At 58.9% G+C, this 16,263-nt stretch carries 19 protein-coding genes; 11 read left to right on the forward strand and 8 right to left on the reverse strand.

What is annotated here, in order from left to right; all coding sequences use genetic code 11:
• Together BR00_RS01295 and BR00_RS01300 are read right to left on the reverse strand one after the other, a co-directional pair.
• The coding region (locus BR00_RS01295; RefSeq protein WP_496475809.1) for an AAA family ATPase at positions 1-263 on the reverse strand (263 nt) is incomplete at its 3' end.
• 249 nt (positions 264-512) lie between these two features.
• On the reverse strand, positions 513-902 hold the full coding sequence (locus BR00_RS01300; protein WP_496475810.1) for a pancreas/duodenum homeobox protein 1: 390 nt from the start codon (positions 900-902) through the stop codon (positions 513-515).
• A gap of 72 nt (positions 903-974) precedes the next feature.
• Between BR00_RS01300 and BR00_RS01305 the strand changes: the two genes are divergently transcribed.
• On the forward strand, positions 975-1,175 hold the full coding sequence (locus tag BR00_RS01305; protein ID WP_496475811.1) for a SlyX family protein: 201 nt from the start codon (positions 975-977) through the stop codon (positions 1,173-1,175).
• Positions 1,176-1,183: 8 nt separating this feature from the next.
• On the opposite strand, the gene BR00_RS01310 is transcribed toward BR00_RS01305, so the two are convergent.
• The 6 genes from BR00_RS01310 to BR00_RS01335 form a co-directional block, all read right to left on the reverse strand.
• The gene (locus tag BR00_RS01310; protein WP_496475812.1) at positions 1,184-1,849 is read right to left on the reverse strand and encodes a response regulator transcription factor; all 666 of its coding nucleotides are present in this window, start codon (positions 1,847-1,849) and stop codon (positions 1,184-1,186) included.
• Entirely contained in the window at positions 1,846-2,949 is a 1,104-nt protein-coding gene (locus BR00_RS01315; RefSeq protein ID WP_496475813.1) for a sensor histidine kinase, read from the reverse strand. Before BR00_RS01315 ends, BR00_RS01310 begins: the two co-directional genes overlap by 4 nt.
• Positions 2,950-3,015: 66 nt before the next feature.
• Entirely contained in the window at positions 3,016-4,656 is a 1,641-nt protein-coding gene (locus tag BR00_RS01320) for a glutamate synthase-related protein (RefSeq protein WP_496475814.1), read from the reverse strand.
• 278 nt (positions 4,657-4,934) lie between these two features.
• Positions 4,935-5,315 carry a hypothetical protein gene (locus BR00_RS01325; RefSeq protein WP_496475815.1) on the reverse strand — a complete coding sequence of 127 codons (381 nt, stop codon included), beginning with the start codon at positions 5,313-5,315 and terminating at the stop codon, positions 4,935-4,937.
• A 90-nt stretch (positions 5,316-5,405) separates the two neighbouring features.
• On the reverse strand, positions 5,406-6,215 hold the full coding sequence (locus BR00_RS01330) for a ZIP family metal transporter (protein WP_496475816.1): 810 nt from the start codon (positions 6,213-6,215) through the stop codon (positions 5,406-5,408).
• Complete coding sequence (locus tag BR00_RS01335; protein WP_496475817.1) at positions 6,212-7,108, reverse strand: DMT family transporter; 897 nt, start codon at positions 7,106-7,108, stop codon at positions 6,212-6,214. Before BR00_RS01335 ends, BR00_RS01330 begins: the two co-directional genes overlap by 4 nt.
• Before the next feature lie 138 nt (positions 7,109-7,246).
• On the opposite strand from BR00_RS01335, the gene BR00_RS01340 reads away from it, so the two are divergent.
• From BR00_RS01340 to BR00_RS01385, 10 genes are all read left to right on the forward strand, one after another.
• A complete protein-coding gene (locus BR00_RS01340; RefSeq protein WP_496475818.1) occupies positions 7,247-7,984 on the forward strand; it encodes an ABC transporter substrate-binding protein in 738 nt (245 codons plus the stop codon).
• A 67-nt stretch (positions 7,985-8,051) separates the two neighbouring features.
• The gene (locus tag BR00_RS01345) at positions 8,052-8,726 is read left to right on the forward strand and encodes an amino acid ABC transporter permease (protein ID WP_496475819.1); all 675 of its coding nucleotides are present in this window, start codon (positions 8,052-8,054) and stop codon (positions 8,724-8,726) included.
• A 14-nt stretch (positions 8,727-8,740) separates the two neighbouring features.
• On the forward strand, positions 8,741-9,472 hold the full coding sequence (locus tag BR00_RS01350; protein ID WP_496476231.1) for an amino acid ABC transporter ATP-binding protein: 732 nt from the start codon (positions 8,741-8,743) through the stop codon (positions 9,470-9,472).
• A 24-nt stretch (positions 9,473-9,496) separates the two neighbouring features.
• A complete protein-coding gene (locus BR00_RS01355; protein ID WP_496476232.1) occupies positions 9,497-10,165 on the forward strand; it encodes an amino acid ABC transporter permease in 669 nt (222 codons plus the stop codon).
• Between the two features lie 13 nt (positions 10,166-10,178).
• The gene (gene ettA / locus BR00_RS01360) at positions 10,179-11,855 is read left to right on the forward strand and encodes an energy-dependent translational throttle protein EttA (protein WP_496475820.1); all 1,677 of its coding nucleotides are present in this window, start codon (positions 10,179-10,181) and stop codon (positions 11,853-11,855) included.
• A 32-nt stretch (positions 11,856-11,887) separates the two neighbouring features.
• The gene (locus BR00_RS01365) at positions 11,888-12,319 is read left to right on the forward strand and encodes a methyltransferase family protein (RefSeq protein WP_496475821.1); all 432 of its coding nucleotides are present in this window, start codon (positions 11,888-11,890) and stop codon (positions 12,317-12,319) included.
• Between the two features lie 166 nt (positions 12,320-12,485).
• On the forward strand, positions 12,486-13,610 hold the full coding sequence (gene potA, locus BR00_RS01370; protein ID WP_496475822.1) for a spermidine/putrescine ABC transporter ATP-binding protein PotA: 1,125 nt from the start codon (positions 12,486-12,488) through the stop codon (positions 13,608-13,610).
• The gene (locus tag BR00_RS01375; protein WP_496475823.1) at positions 13,600-14,457 is read left to right on the forward strand and encodes an ABC transporter permease subunit; all 858 of its coding nucleotides are present in this window, start codon (positions 13,600-13,602) and stop codon (positions 14,455-14,457) included. The genes potA and BR00_RS01375 overlap by 11 nt, the downstream gene beginning before the upstream one ends.
• Entirely contained in the window at positions 14,454-15,218 is a 765-nt protein-coding gene (potC, locus tag BR00_RS01380) for a spermidine/putrescine ABC transporter permease PotC (protein WP_496475824.1), read from the forward strand. The genes BR00_RS01375 and potC overlap by 4 nt, the downstream gene beginning before the upstream one ends.
• Positions 15,215-16,243 carry an extracellular solute-binding protein gene (locus BR00_RS01385; RefSeq protein WP_496475825.1) on the forward strand — a complete coding sequence of 343 codons (1,029 nt, stop codon included), beginning with the start codon at positions 15,215-15,217 and terminating at the stop codon, positions 16,241-16,243. Before potC ends, BR00_RS01385 begins: the two co-directional genes overlap by 4 nt.
• The last annotated feature ends 20 nt before the right edge of the window (positions 16,244-16,263 follow it).

The following is a 16,263-nucleotide window of genomic DNA, read 5'->3' on the forward strand; positions in this document are numbered from 1 at the left end:
ACGCGGATCACTGGGTGGCGCTTCTCCCAATCCCAATGGTCTTCCAGGTAGAGGCCGGTGAAGAGTGCGCGGTTGCCGGCAAAGGCCTCGGCCAAGGTGTCGAGAAAGAGGCTTTTACCGAAGCGCCGCGGCCGGGAGAGGAAATAATATTTGCCGCTTGCCGCGAGCGCAGCCACAAAGGGCGTCTTGTCCACGTAATAGTAGCCTTCGCGCCGGATCTCGGAGAAGGTCTGGATGCCGATGGGCAGTTTCTTGCGGAGCATAGCGACCTCAATGGGAAGGCGACCTGATCAAAGTTTTCTTTATTTGGGTCTATAGGCGGTAAGGGGGTGCAAGTCAAAAGCAGGCGAGGCGCATGCGTGCTGTGGACACGAAAGGATGTTTTAGGGAAATGCCTCAATATCGGCGTGCCCCCTGCGGAAGCAGGAGCGATGCCTCAGCAGGGGATGTTTTGGGGGGCTCCGCGTGGTACGGGACGTGGTGTCTGGGGCCTTGTATGGGGGGATTTTGCCTTATGAGGTCGTCTGCACGTGGATGGTGAGTGGAATACGATGCAGGGAGCGGGAAATTTCCTGGGTAGAGCCAAGGTTCCAGGAGGTCGGACGCACTCCGGCATGGGCGCAGAGGTCCTCTACCAGGCGAGGTAAGGCGATGACGGGATGCCGGATAAAAACTTGCGGCAATCCGTAGGTGAGGTTGCAGGCCAAACACTTGCCCGGCCGCTGGAGGAGGTGGAAGAAAAACTGCCAGGTATTGCCTTCAGCCTTGTGAAACCGAAGGCGGATGTCGTAGGCTCCGTCTTCCGCATCGCCGTAGAGGGCGTCGAAAAAGGCATGGGTCCGTTCAGGCGGAAAGATGGCGTCCAGGGCGGCATCGGTAAACAGGGGTGCGGGGTCGGTCATTATGGCCTCCGGGGGTAAAAAATATCGCGCTTCCCCCTAGAAGCGAGGATTCACCAGGTCAAGGAGGATGTCATGGAGGGGCGTTTGGAAAATCTTGAGATGCATGTGGGGTACTTGCAGAAAACTTTGGATGACCTCAACGTCGTGGTCCTGGAGCAAGCGCGGCAACTGCGGGATTTGACCGGCCAAGTGGCGCTGCTCCAGCGTTCCTTGGCGGCAGTCCTCGCCGCGGTGCAGGAGAGTGGAGAACAGGAAGACACCCCGCTGCGATAAATTGCGAACTAGTCTTCGTCCTCGAGATCAATAATTCCCAAGCGGGCGGCGTAACGCATGAACGCCAGGGGCGTAGGTGTTCCGAGCTTTTGCATGATGGAATAGCGGTGGTTGAGCACCGTTTTCTTGGAGATGTAGAGCTTGGAGGCGATTTCTTCTGGGCTGAGCCCTTGGGCGAGAAGGCGCATGATCTGCTGCTCCCGCAAGGAGAGGGAATTGTAGGCTTCGGCACTGGTGGCGTGCTGGCGTCGGTTTTTGGCTTGGATAGCTCCGAGGATGGCGGGCGAGAGGGTGCCGTCGAGGTATTGGCTGCCGGAGAGGACTTTTTCCACTGCCTGCAGGATGCCTGTTCCGCCGCTTTCCTTGGACATGTAGCCTGAGGCTCCGGCCTGAAAAGCGGCGGCCACGAGATCGATGTGGTTGTGCATGCTGATGATGAGTACTGCGGCATCGGGACGCAACCGTTTGATTTCTCGGGTAAGATCCAGGCCCGAACCGTCGGGGAGCGTGATGTCCACAAGAGCCAGATTGAGGTCGTGCCTTTTGATCAGTTGGAGGGCCTCGGCCACGGTGTGGGCCTCTCCCACCACTTGGCATTGGGGGAGCTGGGCCAGTTGGGCGCGAAGCCCCAAGCGGAACACGGGATGGTCATCCACGACGATGGCGCGGATCATGCTGCTGCTCCTGGCAGCGGGACTTCAACCACGATGCGCGTACCTGCACCGGGTTTGGAGCGCAGAGTCAGAGAACCCCCGAGGAGGCGTGCGCGCTCTTGCATACTCCACAGCCCCATGCGCCGTTCTCGGGCAGCTTGAGACATGCGGCTCTCCACGTCCATGCCTTGGCCGTTATCTTCGATGCGCACCAAAAGTGATGGGTAGGCACCCACGAGGCGTACCGAGGCTGCCGTGGCGCGGGCGTGCTTTCGAATATTGGTCAAGGCCTCTTGAGTGAGACGGTAGAGGTTGATTTGGGTGTCGAAGGGCAGGGTGATGTTGGCCATGCCGTCGGCAGCAAAGTGGATGGGGATGCCGCTGCGAATACTCATCTCTTCACACAAGGAAGCCAGGGCTTGGGCCAGCCCTAATTCCGAAAGGGCCGGAGGAAGCAGTCCGTAGGCCAGGTCGCGAATTGAGGCAATGGCGGTTTCCAGGGTGGCCTGGACGCATTGTACGGCATTTGGGTCGGGAAGAGAATGCGCTAGGCGGCGGAGGTCATTTACGGCCTGGGCGAGCTCTTGCGCTAAGTGGTCATGGAGTTCACGGGCGATGCGCTGCCGCTCGTTTTCCTGGGCCATGATGAGCTCGCGGGAAAGGGCCTGCATGAGTTCATCGGTCCATCGCTGCTCGATGATGCGGGCCACAAGTTCCGCCACGGCATCAATAAGACTGCGTTCTTCAGCGAGAAAAGGGCCTTCATCACACTCCGGCCGTGCTTCCAGGTATCCCACCTCCACTTCGCCCACGACCTCGTCACGGATGCGGATGGGGGTTTTTTGCTGCCACAGGGAGGGGGCGTAGTTGGCCGTCGCGCAGTCATGGGTGCCGAGGCGGATGCGGGCACACGTGATCTCTGGATACTGCCACGAGGCGCAGATGAGATCGGCAATGCGGGCCAAGAGTTCGGGCAAGGGCTTGTCGCGTTCTTGGGCGAGCCGGGTAATACCGTAGAGACAGCGCAGTTCCTTGATGCGCTCGCGCAGGGCGCGTTCGATATGCAGGCGTTCATCGAGCACGGCCTGCCATTGGTCATGGGGGAAGCTTGGGGAATTCATTAGAAGAAGTATAGCCTGTAGCGGAAAAAAAGGCGAGAGGGCCCCCGGAGGGGCCCCCAGTGATACTTAGGCGAGGAGAATTCTGCGGGCGCTCTCGTCGAGCACCTCGGTGATGAATGGCAACCCGGTCTCGCGGGCGGTCTCGCGGTTGGCTGCAGCCAGGTCTTCCCGTGCAATCTGGGTCACCGAGAACTTCCGTGCTCCTGCTAGGAGTTGTTGCAGCCCGGCCCCAAGTTTGTCGGCCAGAGTCCACGCAGCGATGGCGCCAAAAGGTACTTCGCGCATGGCTTGGGCTCCAATCTTCGTCTTGAGCGATTCGTAGCCCGCAAAGATTTCTTCCGGAGTTTCGCCAATTTCGCGTACCGTTTTTGGGAGGGTGTTCCAACTGCCGTTGACGGCCTCGCGGCGTTCCGGTTTGAGTACCCCCTCGATATTGGCGCCAAGGAAGCCCGGAATCATGAGCGCGCGGCCCATGCACACCAGTTTGACGTACGGCGCCCCCAAGGCCAGGGCTTTGAAGATATGATCTTCGCGGGCAAAGCCGCCGGCAAACGACATGTCTACCACCCGTTTGCCGCGGGAAGCGAGCAGACCGGCATACTCGTAGGCTTTGGAGTGGAGGAGGATGGAAGGTATGCCCCATGTCTGCATCATGTTCCAGGGGCTCATGCCCGTGCCGCCGCCGGAGCCGTCGATGGTGAGGAGATCCAGTTCGGCCTCCGTGGCGTATTTGATGGCCATGGCGAGGGCTTCCATGCCGTAGGAACCCGTCTTGAGGGAGATACGGGCAAAGCCGAGCTTGCGCAGGTAGTCCACGGTCTCCATGAAGTTTTGCCGCACCGCCTCCACCGACGGAAGATCCGTGTAGCCGAGGCGGCTATGGCGGGCAAAGCCCTTGATGCCGCCCGCCTGAAAGGCGGCCTGGACTTCGGGAAGCTCGGGATCCGGATCCACCAGGTAGCCGCGCTGCTTGAGGAACAGGGCGTAATCCAGGCTCTTGACCTCGATTTCGCCACCGATGTTTTTGGCCCCTTGGCCCCATTTGAGTTCAATGCAGACGTCGTCACCGTACTTTTGGATGATGTACTCGGCTACTCCGTTGCGGGCGTCTTCGACGTTGAGTTGCACGATGATGGCTCCGTAGCCGTCGTAGTAGCGCTTGTAGATCTCGATGCGCCGGTCCATTTCCGGAGATACCGTGATTTTGCCGCCATCCAGGATGGACTGCCGGTCTACGCCCACCACATTTTCGCCCACCACGATGGGGATGCCCACAAGCGCACAGCCTGTAGCAAAAGATTCCCAGTACTTGGCGGCAATGAAGGTGGAGCCCAAGGCCCCGGTCATCAGCGGTATGCGGCAGCGGACGGGCTTGCTGCGGCCAAAGGAGGTTTCCAGGCTGACGTTGGTGAAGAGGCAATTGTCGGGATTGGCGTTGGTGTTCGAGGCAAGCCCTGCGGCGCCGTAATTGTACCCTTGAATGCGCAGGGCGTTGTAATTGACGCCCACATGGGTGGTGTTGTCCGCTCCGGCGGTGACATATCCGAAATCCCTGGGGTAGAGCATGTGGCGGCCTTTGAGGCAGGACATCCAGGTCTCGCACTTGCCAGCGCAGTCACAGCGGCACAGGGTGCACAAGCCGGATTCCGCAGGATTTCCACGGTTCACGGTGCCGAGTACGTCGTTGTTTTTCGGCCATTCGGGCATGAGAAACGCTCCTTGGTGTAAAGTAGTACGGTTGCGGATCGATCCTGCAGTACGCTCTCGTCGTTGGGATACGTCGCAGGAAATTCATAGATTATCTATGGCCGAGGCGCGTCGTGGATGTCGATAGGAAAACAATCCAAAAGAATGGGAAAAATGGAGCTCGTTTGGGAAAATATCCTCAACGAGCCATTTGCGGATGGAGCACAGGATATCGCCCAAAAAAAAACGGTGCCCACCACAAGGGCGGGCACCACCTCGAAATTTACAGATATGGGAGGTTAGCCGCCGAAGCTCCCGGCGCCGAGAACACTCATGGCCTTCGTGTAGTGCACGCGCAATTGGTTGAGTTTGTCGCCGATTTCCTTTTCCGCCGGACTGACGTCGAGAGGACATTCTGCTTCCAGCTGTTTGGCCTTGTCTTCAATAGTCGCCACAATGGATTTGATTTCCATGATACTGTCTTTGATGGCCGCTTGATCTTTACCATCCATGGCGACGAATTTCGCCATGACATCGTAAAGGGAGGCTTTCCATGCGTCTAATTCACGTTCGATGCCTTTGCAGTACGTCTGCACTGTTGCTTTGCGGGTGGCTTCGTTCGCGCAACCGGAGATGGCATCACACGACATGCACGGGCCTGGATAATCCATGTTGGTCATAGTGAACTCCTTACATTGAAATTGAGGGAAAGACTGACTTCCATTTGCCAGGGACGCGGAGCGGCGTCAAGGGGGACAAAAAAATCCGTCTCATCCCAGGGCTACGTCGAGAACCATCATCACCGTGAAGCCGACAAGGCAGCCCAGGGTCGCCAGATCAGTGTTTTTCGCCAGCTGGGATTCAGGGATGAGTTCTTCCACCACCACGTAGATCATCGCACCCGCGGCAAAGGCCAGGGCATAGGGGAGGATGGGGCGCATGGCGAGCACCGCTGCCGCGCCTATCACGCCTGCTATGGGCTCCACGATGCCCGAGGCCTGGCCGTAGACGAAGCTTTTCCAACGGGAGAAGCCTTCGCGCCGCAGGGGGATGGACACGGCCGCGCCTTCGGGGAAGTTCTGTAGCCCAATACCCACGGCCAGGGCTACGGCCCCGGCGAGATCCGCCGAGGGGATGCCTGCGGCCACGGCGCCAAAGGCCACGCCCACGGCCAGCCCTTCGGGGATGTTGTGGAGCGTGATGGCCAAGACCAAGAGCACACTGCGATGCCAACTGGTGGCCACGCCTTCGGCCTCGCTGCGGGGAAAGCCGAGGTGCAGGTGCGGCATGAAGCGGTCCACGGCGAAAAGAAACAGTCCGCCGGTAAGGAAGCCTATGCTTGCCGGCACCCAGGCCACTTGTCCCATGGCTTCGGCGAGCTCGATGGATGGGGCAAGCAAAGACCAGAAGCTTGCCGCAATCATGACCCCTGCGGCGAACCCGAGCATGGCGTCGAGGACGCTTCGGCGAATTTCCTTGAAAAAGAAGACCATGGCAGCGCCAATGGCGGTTACGGACCAGGTAAACAGGGTCGCCAGCAGGGCCTGGAGTATGGGGGAGAGTTCTGGGAAGGGATTCATGCGTGCTGCTCCGTGCTTTTGAGATGGCGGTCCGAGAGGCGTTGGATGGCGGTTCCCACTAGGATGCAGGCCAGTCCTGCCAGAGTGGATGGGCGGATGGTCTCGCCCACGATGTGGCCGATCCAGAACAGCGAGAGAAGTGGCGAAAGGTAGATGAGGTTGTTGATCTGGGCCGCAGTGCGGGAAAGGCGCAGTGCGTGGCTCCACAAGGCGAAGGTGATCCCCATCTCGAAGCAGCCCACGTAGGCGGCTCCGAGCATGCCGGCGGCGGAGGGGATCGCCCATTGGCCGCGCAGGCCAAGCCAGGCAAAGGCGTACACCGCGCCGCAGATGAAGTTGCCGCACAGTCGTGCTACGGGTTCGGCCGTGTCGCGAAGCCCCAGGATCCACGACGTCCCCCAAATGAGGGTACTTGCCAACGCGAGCCCCACGCCCAGGGGGCTTTGGAAGTGGAGTCCCAAGAGGTCGCCGCGGGTGGCGATGATGACCACCCCAAAGTAGCAGACGAGGCTCGCGAGCATCTGCCGCCAACCCACGCGCTGGCCGAGCCAAAAGATGGCCATGAAGGTCATGGTGATGGCCCAGGTGTAGTTGATGGCCTGGGCTTCCTGGGCAGGGAGCAGGTCATAGGCGCGCAGCAGCACCAGGTAGTAGAGGAATGGGTTGATGGCCCCTTGGAAGAGGGATGGTTTCCACTGCTTCCAGCCGGAAAGCATGGGGACGCCGCGTATGCCGGCAAGAGCGGTCAAGGCAAGGGCGGAGACAAGACTCGCCCAGGCCACCAGCGCGTCCACAGAGAGGTGGCGCAGCGAGAGCTTGAAGGCCGAGGCCACGGTGGACCACAGCAGTACCGCGGCAAGACCAAAGAGATAGGCACGGGTTTGGCGCTCCATGGGGGGCTCCGGTGGTTGCGATTTCATGGCGCTCCGTATACGGGGAAACCTCCGCTTGTCCACGTGTTGTGCGCCCGCTTTCGTTGCGGGCGTTTGGTAGAGTCCCCCTAACCCCTAACTTCATCTAAGGAAGGCTGTATGCAGCGCATAGTATGGTTCCTTGTGGTCTTGTTCCTGGCGGCGGGGGCGGCCCACGCCGCGGACAAGGTGTACATCAATGGCATCGACGCCAACTATCCGCCCTTTGCCTATGTGGACAAAACGGGCAAGCCCAGCGGCTTCGACGTGGATGCCTTGGACTGGATCGCCAAAAAGATGGGGTTTCAGGTCAAGCACGTACCCGTGGATTGGGATGGCATCATCCCCAACCTGTTGGCCAAGAAGATCGACCTCATCTGTTCGGGTATGACCATCACCCCGGAGCGGGCCGAGAAGGTGGCCTTCAGCAAACCCTACTGGGAAGTGAAGAACGTCTTCGTGGTCAAGAAGGATTCGCCGCTTACCGTTGAGGAAATCTACGCCAAACCGCTCACCGTGGGGATGCAGGCGGGGACTTCCGAGGCCAAGTGGATGGCGGACGAAAAGGCCAAGCAGGGCTGGAAGTTCACCATCAAACTCTATGATTCGTCGCCCATGGCCATTGAAGATCTGCTCAACGGCCGGATCGACGTGGCGGCCATGAACTACCCTCCGGCCCGGGATGCCGAGCGCAAGAAGCCCGTGAAAATCCTCGGCACCTTCGGTGAGGTGGAGGAGTTCGGCGTGGCCGTGCGCAAGGAAGATCAGGAGTTCTTGGAAAAGATCAACAAAGGATTCGAGCTCCTCAAGGCGGATCCGTACTGGGAAGAGCTGATTTCCAAGCATTTGAATCAATAAATCGAAAAATACAGGACGCGCCAACGGGAAGGCTGCAGCCTTCCCGTTTTTTGCGGAAATCATCCGTATGCAGGAAATGTTGACGGTTCTTTGGGAGGCGGCCCCTTTTATCGTACAGGGTGCAGGCGTGACTGCCGTGGCTGTGGTGGGGGCCATGTTTTTGGGGCTTGCCATCGGGGTGCCCGTGGCGGTGGCCCAGACCTATGGTCCGGCCATACTTGGGCGTATCGCCTCTGTGTATGTGTGGTTTTTTCGGGGCATTCCCATTCTTGTGCTCCTCTTTCTTTTTTATTTCGGCCTGTTTTCTTGGATCGGCCTCAACTTGAGCGCCCTTGCCGCTACCGTTTTGGTCCTGGGAATGACCAGTGGCGCGTATCAGTCGCAGATTTTTCGCGGGGCCATTTTGGCCCTCCCCCAAGGCCAGTTCAAGGCGGCCCTGGCCCTGGGCATGTCTGAAAGCCAGGCCGTAAGAGCCATCATCTTGCCTCAGGCCTTGCGCCTTTCCATCCCGGGATGGTCCAATGAGTATTCCATCCTGCTGAAGGATTCGGCCTTGGCGTTTGTGCTCGGCACGAGCGAAATCATGGCCCGCACGCATTTTGTGGCCACACGGACGTACCAGCATTTGCCCCTCTATGCGATGGCGGCGGTCTTGTATTTTCTTTTGACCTGGGCTGGCGTGTCGGGGCTGCGGTGGCTGGAGCGGCGGGTACGTATCAAAGGATATGGAGAAGTAGCGTGAAAACGGCACCCCTTATGCGGGTGGTGGGGATTTCCAAGCGCCTGGGCGGCCGGGTGATCTTGGATTCCATCCACTTGGATCTTTTCAAGGGTCAGACCAAGGTCCTTATCGGTCCGTCTGGCGGCGGCAAGAGTACCTTGCTCCAATGTATGAACCTCCTGCTCACCCCGGACTCGGGGTTCATTGAGCTTGAAGGCCGAACCATCGACCCGCGCAATAAGCGGGAGCTGTACGCCTTTCGGCAACAGGTGGGGATGATTTTCCAGGATTTCAACCTGTTCGATCATTTGACCGCCCTGGACAACGTGGCCATCGCCCTGCGCAAGGTGCGCGGCTGGTCGCGGCGCGAGGCCGAAGCGCGGGCCATGGAAGAGCTTGCGCGGGTGGGGCTTGCGGACAAGGCCCGCCTGTACCCTGCGGAGCTTTCCGGCGGCCAGAAGCAGCGAGTGTCCATCGCCCGCGCGTTGGCCATGGACCCCAAGGTCATGCTCCTCGATGAGCCGACCTCGGCGCTGGACCCGGAGTTGGTGACCGAAGTGCTCGCCGTGATTCGCGCTTTGGCTCAAGCGGGCATGACCATGGTCATGGCCACGCATCAGATGGGTTTTGCCCGGGCCCTGGCCGACGAAGTGCTCTTCATGGAGGCGGGCCGTATCATCGAGCAGGATAGCCCCACAGCGCTGCTCGCTCCAGGATCCGGGACCCGCACCTTGGATTTTTGCTCCCAATTGGCGGAAGGGCTCTGAGGCAATGGGGCGGACGGACGTATGATGAACGAATGGGATTTTTTTCTTCACCGCCTGGTCCCGGCCCTCAATCAAGGCCTCGTGATCACGATTTCGCTCATTGTGCCTTCGGCGCTTTTGGGGCTTTTGGGCGGCGTGGTCGTGGGCAGCCTGCGGGTGTACGGCGGTCCGCTGTGGGGACGCCTGGCTTCCGCGTATGCAGCGGTCTTTCGCGGCACCCCGCTCGTGATCCAACTCTTCATGCTCTATTTTGGACTCCCCAACCTCGGCATTACTTTGAGTCCGTACGCTGCGGCTGTGATCGGCTTCACCCTGTGCAGCGCCGCCTACCATTCGGAATACGTGCGGGGAGGGCTGCGCGCGGTGCGTCGCGGCCAACTCTTGGCGGCCCAGGCCCTGGGCTTTTCCACATGGAAATCCTTGGTGTGGATCGTCATCCCGCAGGCGGTACGCAAGGCATTGCCCGGATGCGGCAATGAGATCATCTACCTGATTAAATATTCGTCTCTGGCATACGTGGTCACCTGTTTTGAGCTGACCGGCCAGGCAAAGATCGTTGCCAGCGAAAGTTTTCGTTTCAGCGAGGTGTTTTTGGTCGCTGGGATGTACTATCTCGCTATGGTGACTGTGGCGAGCAAGGCCTTGCAATGGATAGAGCGCCGTCTCGCCATCCCAGGATTTGGAACCCTGTAAGGAGCGCGTGAATATGGCTGATGAACCGAATAAGATCATTTATTCCATGATTCGGGTTTCCAAGTTTTATGACAAGAAACCCGTTCTCAAGGATATCTCCCTTTCTTTTTTCTACGGCGCGAAAATTGGCGTCTTGGGGCTCAACGGATCCGGCAAGAGTTCCCTTTTGCGCATCATGGCTGGCGTGGATACCAATTTCCAGGGAGAGATCGTCCGCGCTCCCGGCTATAGCATCGGCTATCTGGAGCAGGAACCCTCCCTCGACCCCCAGAAGACCGTGCGTCAGGTGGTGGAAGAGGCGGTGGCCGACACCGTGGCTTTGCTTGCGGAGTTCGAGGCCATCAATGCCGCCTTTGCCGATCCGGACGCGGACATGGACGCCCTCATCGCCCGCCAGGCCGAGGTGCAGGAAAAGCTCGACGCCGCGGATGCCTGGGATTTGGACTCCAAACTGGAGATGGCTATGGACGCCCTGCGCTGTCCGGAGCCGGACACCCCAGTGTCGGTCCTCTCCGGAGGGGAGAAGCGGCGGGTGGCCTTGTGCCGGCTGCTCCTGCAGCGCCCCGACATCCTGCTCTTGGACGAGCCCACCAACCATCTGGATGCCGAGACGGTCAGCTGGCTGGAGCACCACCTGCAGACCTACCCGGGGACGGTCATCGCCGTCACCCACGACCGCTACTTTTTGGACAACGTGGCCGGCTGGATCCTGGAGCTGGACCGCGGCATGGGCATCCCGTGGAAAGGCAATTATTCCTCGTGGTTGGAACAGAAAGAGCAGCGTCTGGCCCAGGAAGAAAAGGAGATGAGCGCCCGGCGGCGCACCCTGCAGCATGAACTCGAGTGGATCCGCATGAGTCCCAAAGGGCGGCAGGCCAAAGGCAAGGCGCGCATCACGGCGTACGAAAAGCTCCTTTCCCAGGAGACCAAGGAGCGGCTGCGGGAGTTGGAGCTCTTCATCCAGCCGGGGCCGCGCCTGGGAGACGTGGTCATCGAAGCCAAAGACGTGTGCAAGTCCTTTGGGGAGCGCGTCTTGGTGGAAAACCTCACCTTCACGGTGCCGCCGGGCGCCATCGTGGGCATCATCGGCCCCAACGGCGCGGGCAAGACCACGCTTTTTCGCATGATTACCGGTCAGGAGGAGCCCGATGCCGGAAAAATTCGCTTGGGGCCCACGGTGCGCTTGGCGTACGTGGATCAGGAGCGCCAGAATTTGGACGGGAAAAAGAGTGTCTGGGAGGCCGTCTCCGGCGGCTATGACATGATTTCCCTGGGGGGGCGGGACGTCAACTCCCGGGCGTACGTGGCCAAGTTCGGCTTTACGGGCGCGGAGCAGCAAAAGCAGGTGGCCGTGCTTTCAGGCGGCGAGCGCAACCGCCTGTACCTTGCCCTCATGCTCCAGCGCGAGGCCAATGTGCTCCTGTTGGACGAGCCCACCAACGACCTGGACGTCAACACCTTGCGTGCCTTGGAAGACGCCCTGGATCACTACGCCGGCTGCGCCCTTATCATCTCGCATGACCGCTGGTTCCTCGACCGCGTGGCCACCCACATCCTGGCCTTCGAGGGCGATAGCCAGGCCGTGTGGTTTGAGGGCAATTATTCGGACTATGAAAAAGACTACAAGCGCCGCACCGGTCAGGACTTGCTCGTCCCCCGGCGCATCCGCTATCGGCAGCTTACCCGGTAATCCTTCGCCACAACAACATCGTGGGAGGTCCCATGCAGCAACGTCATCCTTTTCTTGCTGGCTATGGAATCATCATTCTTGGTGCAGTGCTGGAGAACGGTATCCTCGGCACGCGGTACCTGATGCTGGCGGCCTTGTGGGGGCTGGTATGGTTGGGGCTTGGGTTGGCGGCCTTGATGTGGGCCAAACGAGCCCTCAAGCGCTCGGAAGGCGGCGTCTTTCTGGTGCAAGACGGACCGTATGCCTGGACGCGTCATCCTGCCGCTGTGGCGCATTTTTTGGGTATCATGCCTGGACTATGTCTGATCCTCAATACCAATATCGGTATTTTAGGGATTTTGTATGCGGTATATTTGTTTCTTCAAAATGTTGAAGAAGAAGAAATGGAATTGGAAGAAAAATTTGGAGAGCAATATTTTGCATACAAGGAACGTGTTTCTCGATTGATTCCATGCAAGATGTAAAATATAGATGGTTTGTAGTAAAAAAGGCGGTCTTCGGGCCGCCTTTTTTGATGGGGAAGGTCTTTCTTTTTTCTTGACTTTACGTTTTTTTGTTTTCAAAGCGCGCAAAAGCGCGGTCAGATTTTTTCTCTGAAAGCGATGAACACGTTGAGATATTGGAGGTAGAGTGGCGGATACCGTTTTGGAGTTGCGCGCAGTGAGCAAGCGCTATGGAGATATTCTTGCCGTGGACGGCATCTGTCTTGCTGTGAAGCGAGGGGAATTCCTCACACTTCTTGGGCCTTCCGGATGCGGCAAGACCACGGTGCTCCGTTTGCTCGCCGGGTTTGAGACACCGAGCGCAGGGGAGATCCTCCTTGAAGGCCGTTCCATGACCGGAGTGCCGCCGGAGCGTCGGGCCATCAACACGGTATTTCAGAGCTACGCCCTTTTTCCCCACATGAACGTGTTCGACAACGTGGCCTTCGGTCTGCGCATGCGGGGCGTTGGCGCCCGCGAGATCCGTCGCCGGGTTGAGGAGGCCTTGCAATTGGTGCATATGGAGGAGTTCGCCGCGCGCATGGTGGATCGACTTTCAGGCGGCCAGCAGCAGCGGGTGGCCATTGCCCGGGCCGTAGTGAACAAGCCGGTGGTCCTTCTCCTCGACGAGCCCCTTTCCGCCCTGGACTACCGTCTGCGCCGGCGCATGCAACTGGAGCTCAAGCACTTGCAGCGCTCCTTGGGTATCACCTTCATCCTGGTTACCCACGATCAGGAAGAGGCCTTTTCCATGTCCGACCGGGTGGCGGTCATGAACCAGGGGCGGGTGGAGCAATTGGACACGCCCACAGCGGTGTATGAAAACCCAGCCAATCTCTTTGTGGCCCGGTTCGTGGGGGAGATCAACGTGCTGCCTGCGGAAGTGGTGGCTTGCTCGGGCGAAGTCACCCAGGTGCGGGTGGAGGGCCGGATCATTTCCCTGCGGACGCCGCAGCCGACGTGGACGGTCGGGGATGAGGTGCATGTGCTCTTGCGGCCGGAAGATCTGCGCGTGGAAACCGTGCGCGATTTGAACGAAGATCCAGAGCTGCGGGAAAGCTTTGGTCGGGTGCCCGCCTTTTTGGGAGTCGTGGAAGAAACGGTGTATAAAGGCGCCACCTACGATGTGGTGCTGCGCCTTGACAGCGGCACGGTACTTACCGCCACCGAGTTTTTCAACGAAGACGACGAGACGGTATATTTTCGTGCCGGCGACCGGGTGGCGGTCACCTGGGTACAGGGCTGGGAAACGGTGCTCCCTCATGCGTCGTGAAGGTCTCTTCCGTCGTCTGGTCATCACGGGCACGGTGCTGTGGATGGCGGTCTTTGGGTTTTTGCCCAATATGCTGGTATTGGGCACCAGCGTGTGCCGCTCCACCCCTGACGCTTTCGTGGTCCTGGACTGGACGTTCTCCAATTATGGGGCCTTGCTCGATGGCGTTCATGCCCAGATCTTTTTTTCGTCCTTGCGGCTGTCCGCGGCAGTGACGGTATGCTGTCTGATCCTTGCCTATCCCTTTGCCTCGGCGATGGCCCGGGCGACGCCCCCGGTGCGTCGGATTATGCTCCTTCTGGTGGTCATCCCTTTTTGGACCAATTCGCTGGTGCGCACCTATGCCATGACCGTACTCCTCAATGCCAACGGCTTGGTGAATCGGGTGCTTTTGGCCTTGGGCCTCGTGGATGCGCCGCTGACACTGCTCTATACCAGCGGGGCGGTGGTGGCAGGGCTGGTGTATACCTTGTTGCCGTTTATGATTCTTCCTCTGTACGCCGCTTTGGATCGCCTGGACCCCCGCTTTGAGGAGGCGGCCCGGGATTTAGGTGCCGGACGGTGGCGGGTGCTGTGGCACGTGAAGATCCCCTTGGTGCTGCCGGGTATCATCACGGGCTGTATGCTCGTGTTCTTGCCAGGGCTGGGCATGTTCTACGTGGCGGACGTGCTCGGCGGGGCCAAGGCCATGCTGGTGGGCAACTTCATCCGCGATCAGTTCTTGCTTACGCGCCAATGGCCGCTGGGGGCGGCCGCCAGTACGCTTCTGACTGGCATCATGGTGGTATTCCTTTTGGTCTATTGGTGGAGCCAGCACCGCATCCATGAAGGAGAAGTGAGCTCATGAAGACGCTGCGTCGCATCTATGTGTCCATGGTGCTCGCCTTTTTGTACATTCCGCTGGCGGTCATGGTGGTGTATTCCTTCAATGCCTCTCGCTATTCCATGGCCTGGAAGGGGTTTTCCTTGCAGTGGTATGCAAAACTTTGGGAAAACAGCGCCCTCATGACCGCGGCGTTGAATTCCCTTGTGGTTGCCATAGGAAGCGCAACGATTTCTACACTGCTTGGAACCATGATGGCTTTTGCGCTCACTCGCTGGCGCTTTCCTTCCCGCAAGGTAATTGGAGCGACTTTGTTTGTCATGATGATGTCGCCGGATATCGTCATCGGTATTTCCTTGCTGGTGCTTTTTATACTGGCAGGGTTGCCTTTGGGGTTCGGCACATTGATTTTGGCGCATGTGACGCTGTGCGTGCCTTTTGTCGCCATCGTGGTGCAGGGGAAACTCCACGGCTTCGACCCCCATCTCATCGAGGCGGCCAGAGATTTGGGGGCCGGGGATTTTGCCGTATTCCGCCATGTGGTGGTGCCTTTGGTGGCTCCAGCGGTGCTCGCCGGATGGTTTTTGAGCTTTACCTTGTCGCTGGATGACGTGGTCATCAGCTTTTTTACCACAGGGCCCACCTTCGAAGTGCTGCCGCTACGTATCTATTCCATGGTGCGTCTGGGCTTCAAACCTGAGATCAATGCCCTGTGCACGGTCATGATTGGGGTTACGACGCTTGCCGTCGGCATCGCTCACCGTTTTTTCAAGGAGAACTCATGATGTACCGCTGGATTGCCGTAATGTGCCTTGTGTTGGCGCATTCTTCTGCCATGGCGGCGGAAGACCTGTATGTGTACAATTGGTCCGAGTACATGCCGGAAAGTATTTTGCAGGATTTTGAAAAAGAGACTGGTATTCAGGTGCACATGTCCACCTATGACAGCAACGAAGCCATGTATGCCAAGGTGAAGGTGCTCGACGCCAAGGGCTATGACATTGTCGTACCGTCTACGGATTATGTGGCGCGGATGATTCGGGAAGGTTTATTGCAAAAGATCGACAAGCAGAAACTGCCCAACCTCAAAAATATCGATCCCCGCCTTTTGGGCCGGCCCTTCGATCCAGAAAACGATTACAGTATTCCCTATATGTGGGGATCAACGGCTATTGCGATCAATACCAGCGATCCTGTAGCCGCGCAGGTGCGCCGTGTCGCGGACCTGTGGAAACCCGAACTTCGGGGCAAGCTCCTGTTGCCCAACGATATGCGTGGGGTCATCGGCCTTGCCCTCAAGCGTATGGGGCGCTCCCTCAATGAGCGCGACACTGCAGTGGTGGAGCAGGCATGCGCCATGCTCCCGGACTTGGTGCGCAATGTGCGGGTCTTCGACTCTGATTCCCCCAAACAGGCCTTGCTCAATGGCGAGGTGAGTGTGGCGGTGCTCTGGAACGGCGAGGCCTATATTGCGTCGCAGGAAAATCCCGCCATTGAGTATGTCTACCCGCAAGAAGGCTACAGCTTGTGGATCGATAACATGTGCATTCCCAAGAACGCACGCAATGTGGACGCCGCCCACCGTTTTATGGACTACATCCTGCGGCCTGACGTGGCGGCGCGGATCGCCGAAGAGTTTACCTATTCTTCGCCCAATGTCCCGGGACGCGCGCTTTTGGATGCCGATATCCAAAAAAGCCCCATCGTGTATCCTTCGGACGAGGTCCTTTCCCGCGGCGAATTTGAAACCGATTTGGGTCCTGCGGTCACTGCCTACGAGCAGTGCTGGATGCGGGTGAAGACCCAATAGAGGATGCTTGGTCCGTGGCA

It is taken from the genome of Thermodesulfomicrobium thermophilum DSM 16697 (assembly GCF_059568695.1).

Excerpts from the sequence above, each read along its gene's own strand:
- BR00_RS01300 (WP_496475810.1), bottom strand. The coding sequence starts at position 902 with ATGACCGACCCCGCACCCCTGTTTACCGATGCCGCCCTGGACGCCATC.
- BR00_RS01305 (WP_496475811.1), top strand. The coding sequence starts at position 975 with ATGGAGGGGCGTTTGGAAAATCTTGAGATGCATGTGGGGTACTTGCAG.
- BR00_RS01310 (WP_496475812.1), bottom strand. The coding sequence starts at position 1,849 with ATGATCCGCGCCATCGTCGTGGATGACCATCCCGTGTTCCGCTTGGGG.
- BR00_RS01315 (WP_496475813.1), bottom strand. The coding sequence starts at position 2,949 with ATGAATTCCCCAAGCTTCCCCCATGACCAATGGCAGGCCGTGCTCGAT.
- BR00_RS01320 (WP_496475814.1), bottom strand. The coding sequence starts at position 4,656 with ATGCCCGAATGGCCGAAAAACAACGACGTACTCGGCACCGTGAACCGT.
- BR00_RS01325 (WP_496475815.1), bottom strand. The coding sequence starts at position 5,315 with ATGACCAACATGGATTATCCAGGCCCGTGCATGTCGTGTGATGCCATC.
- BR00_RS01330 (WP_496475816.1), bottom strand. The coding sequence starts at position 6,215 with ATGAATCCCTTCCCAGAACTCTCCCCCATACTCCAGGCCCTGCTGGCG.
- BR00_RS01335 (WP_496475817.1), bottom strand. The coding sequence starts at position 7,108 with ATGGAGCGCCAAACCCGTGCCTATCTCTTTGGTCTTGCCGCGGTACTG.
- BR00_RS01340 (WP_496475818.1), top strand. The coding sequence starts at position 7,247 with ATGCAGCGCATAGTATGGTTCCTTGTGGTCTTGTTCCTGGCGGCGGGG.
- BR00_RS01345 (WP_496475819.1), top strand. The coding sequence starts at position 8,052 with ATGCAGGAAATGTTGACGGTTCTTTGGGAGGCGGCCCCTTTTATCGTA.
- BR00_RS01350 (WP_496476231.1), top strand. The coding sequence starts at position 8,741 with ATGCGGGTGGTGGGGATTTCCAAGCGCCTGGGCGGCCGGGTGATCTTG.
- BR00_RS01355 (WP_496476232.1), top strand. The coding sequence starts at position 9,497 with ATGAACGAATGGGATTTTTTTCTTCACCGCCTGGTCCCGGCCCTCAAT.
- ettA (WP_496475820.1), top strand. The coding sequence starts at position 10,179 with ATGGCTGATGAACCGAATAAGATCATTTATTCCATGATTCGGGTTTCC.
- BR00_RS01365 (WP_496475821.1), top strand. The coding sequence starts at position 11,888 with ATGCAGCAACGTCATCCTTTTCTTGCTGGCTATGGAATCATCATTCTT.
- BR00_RS01375 (WP_496475823.1), top strand. The coding sequence starts at position 13,600 with ATGCGTCGTGAAGGTCTCTTCCGTCGTCTGGTCATCACGGGCACGGTG.
- potC (WP_496475824.1), top strand. The coding sequence starts at position 14,454 with ATGAAGACGCTGCGTCGCATCTATGTGTCCATGGTGCTCGCCTTTTTG.
- BR00_RS01385 (WP_496475825.1), top strand. The coding sequence starts at position 15,215 with ATGATGTACCGCTGGATTGCCGTAATGTGCCTTGTGTTGGCGCATTCT.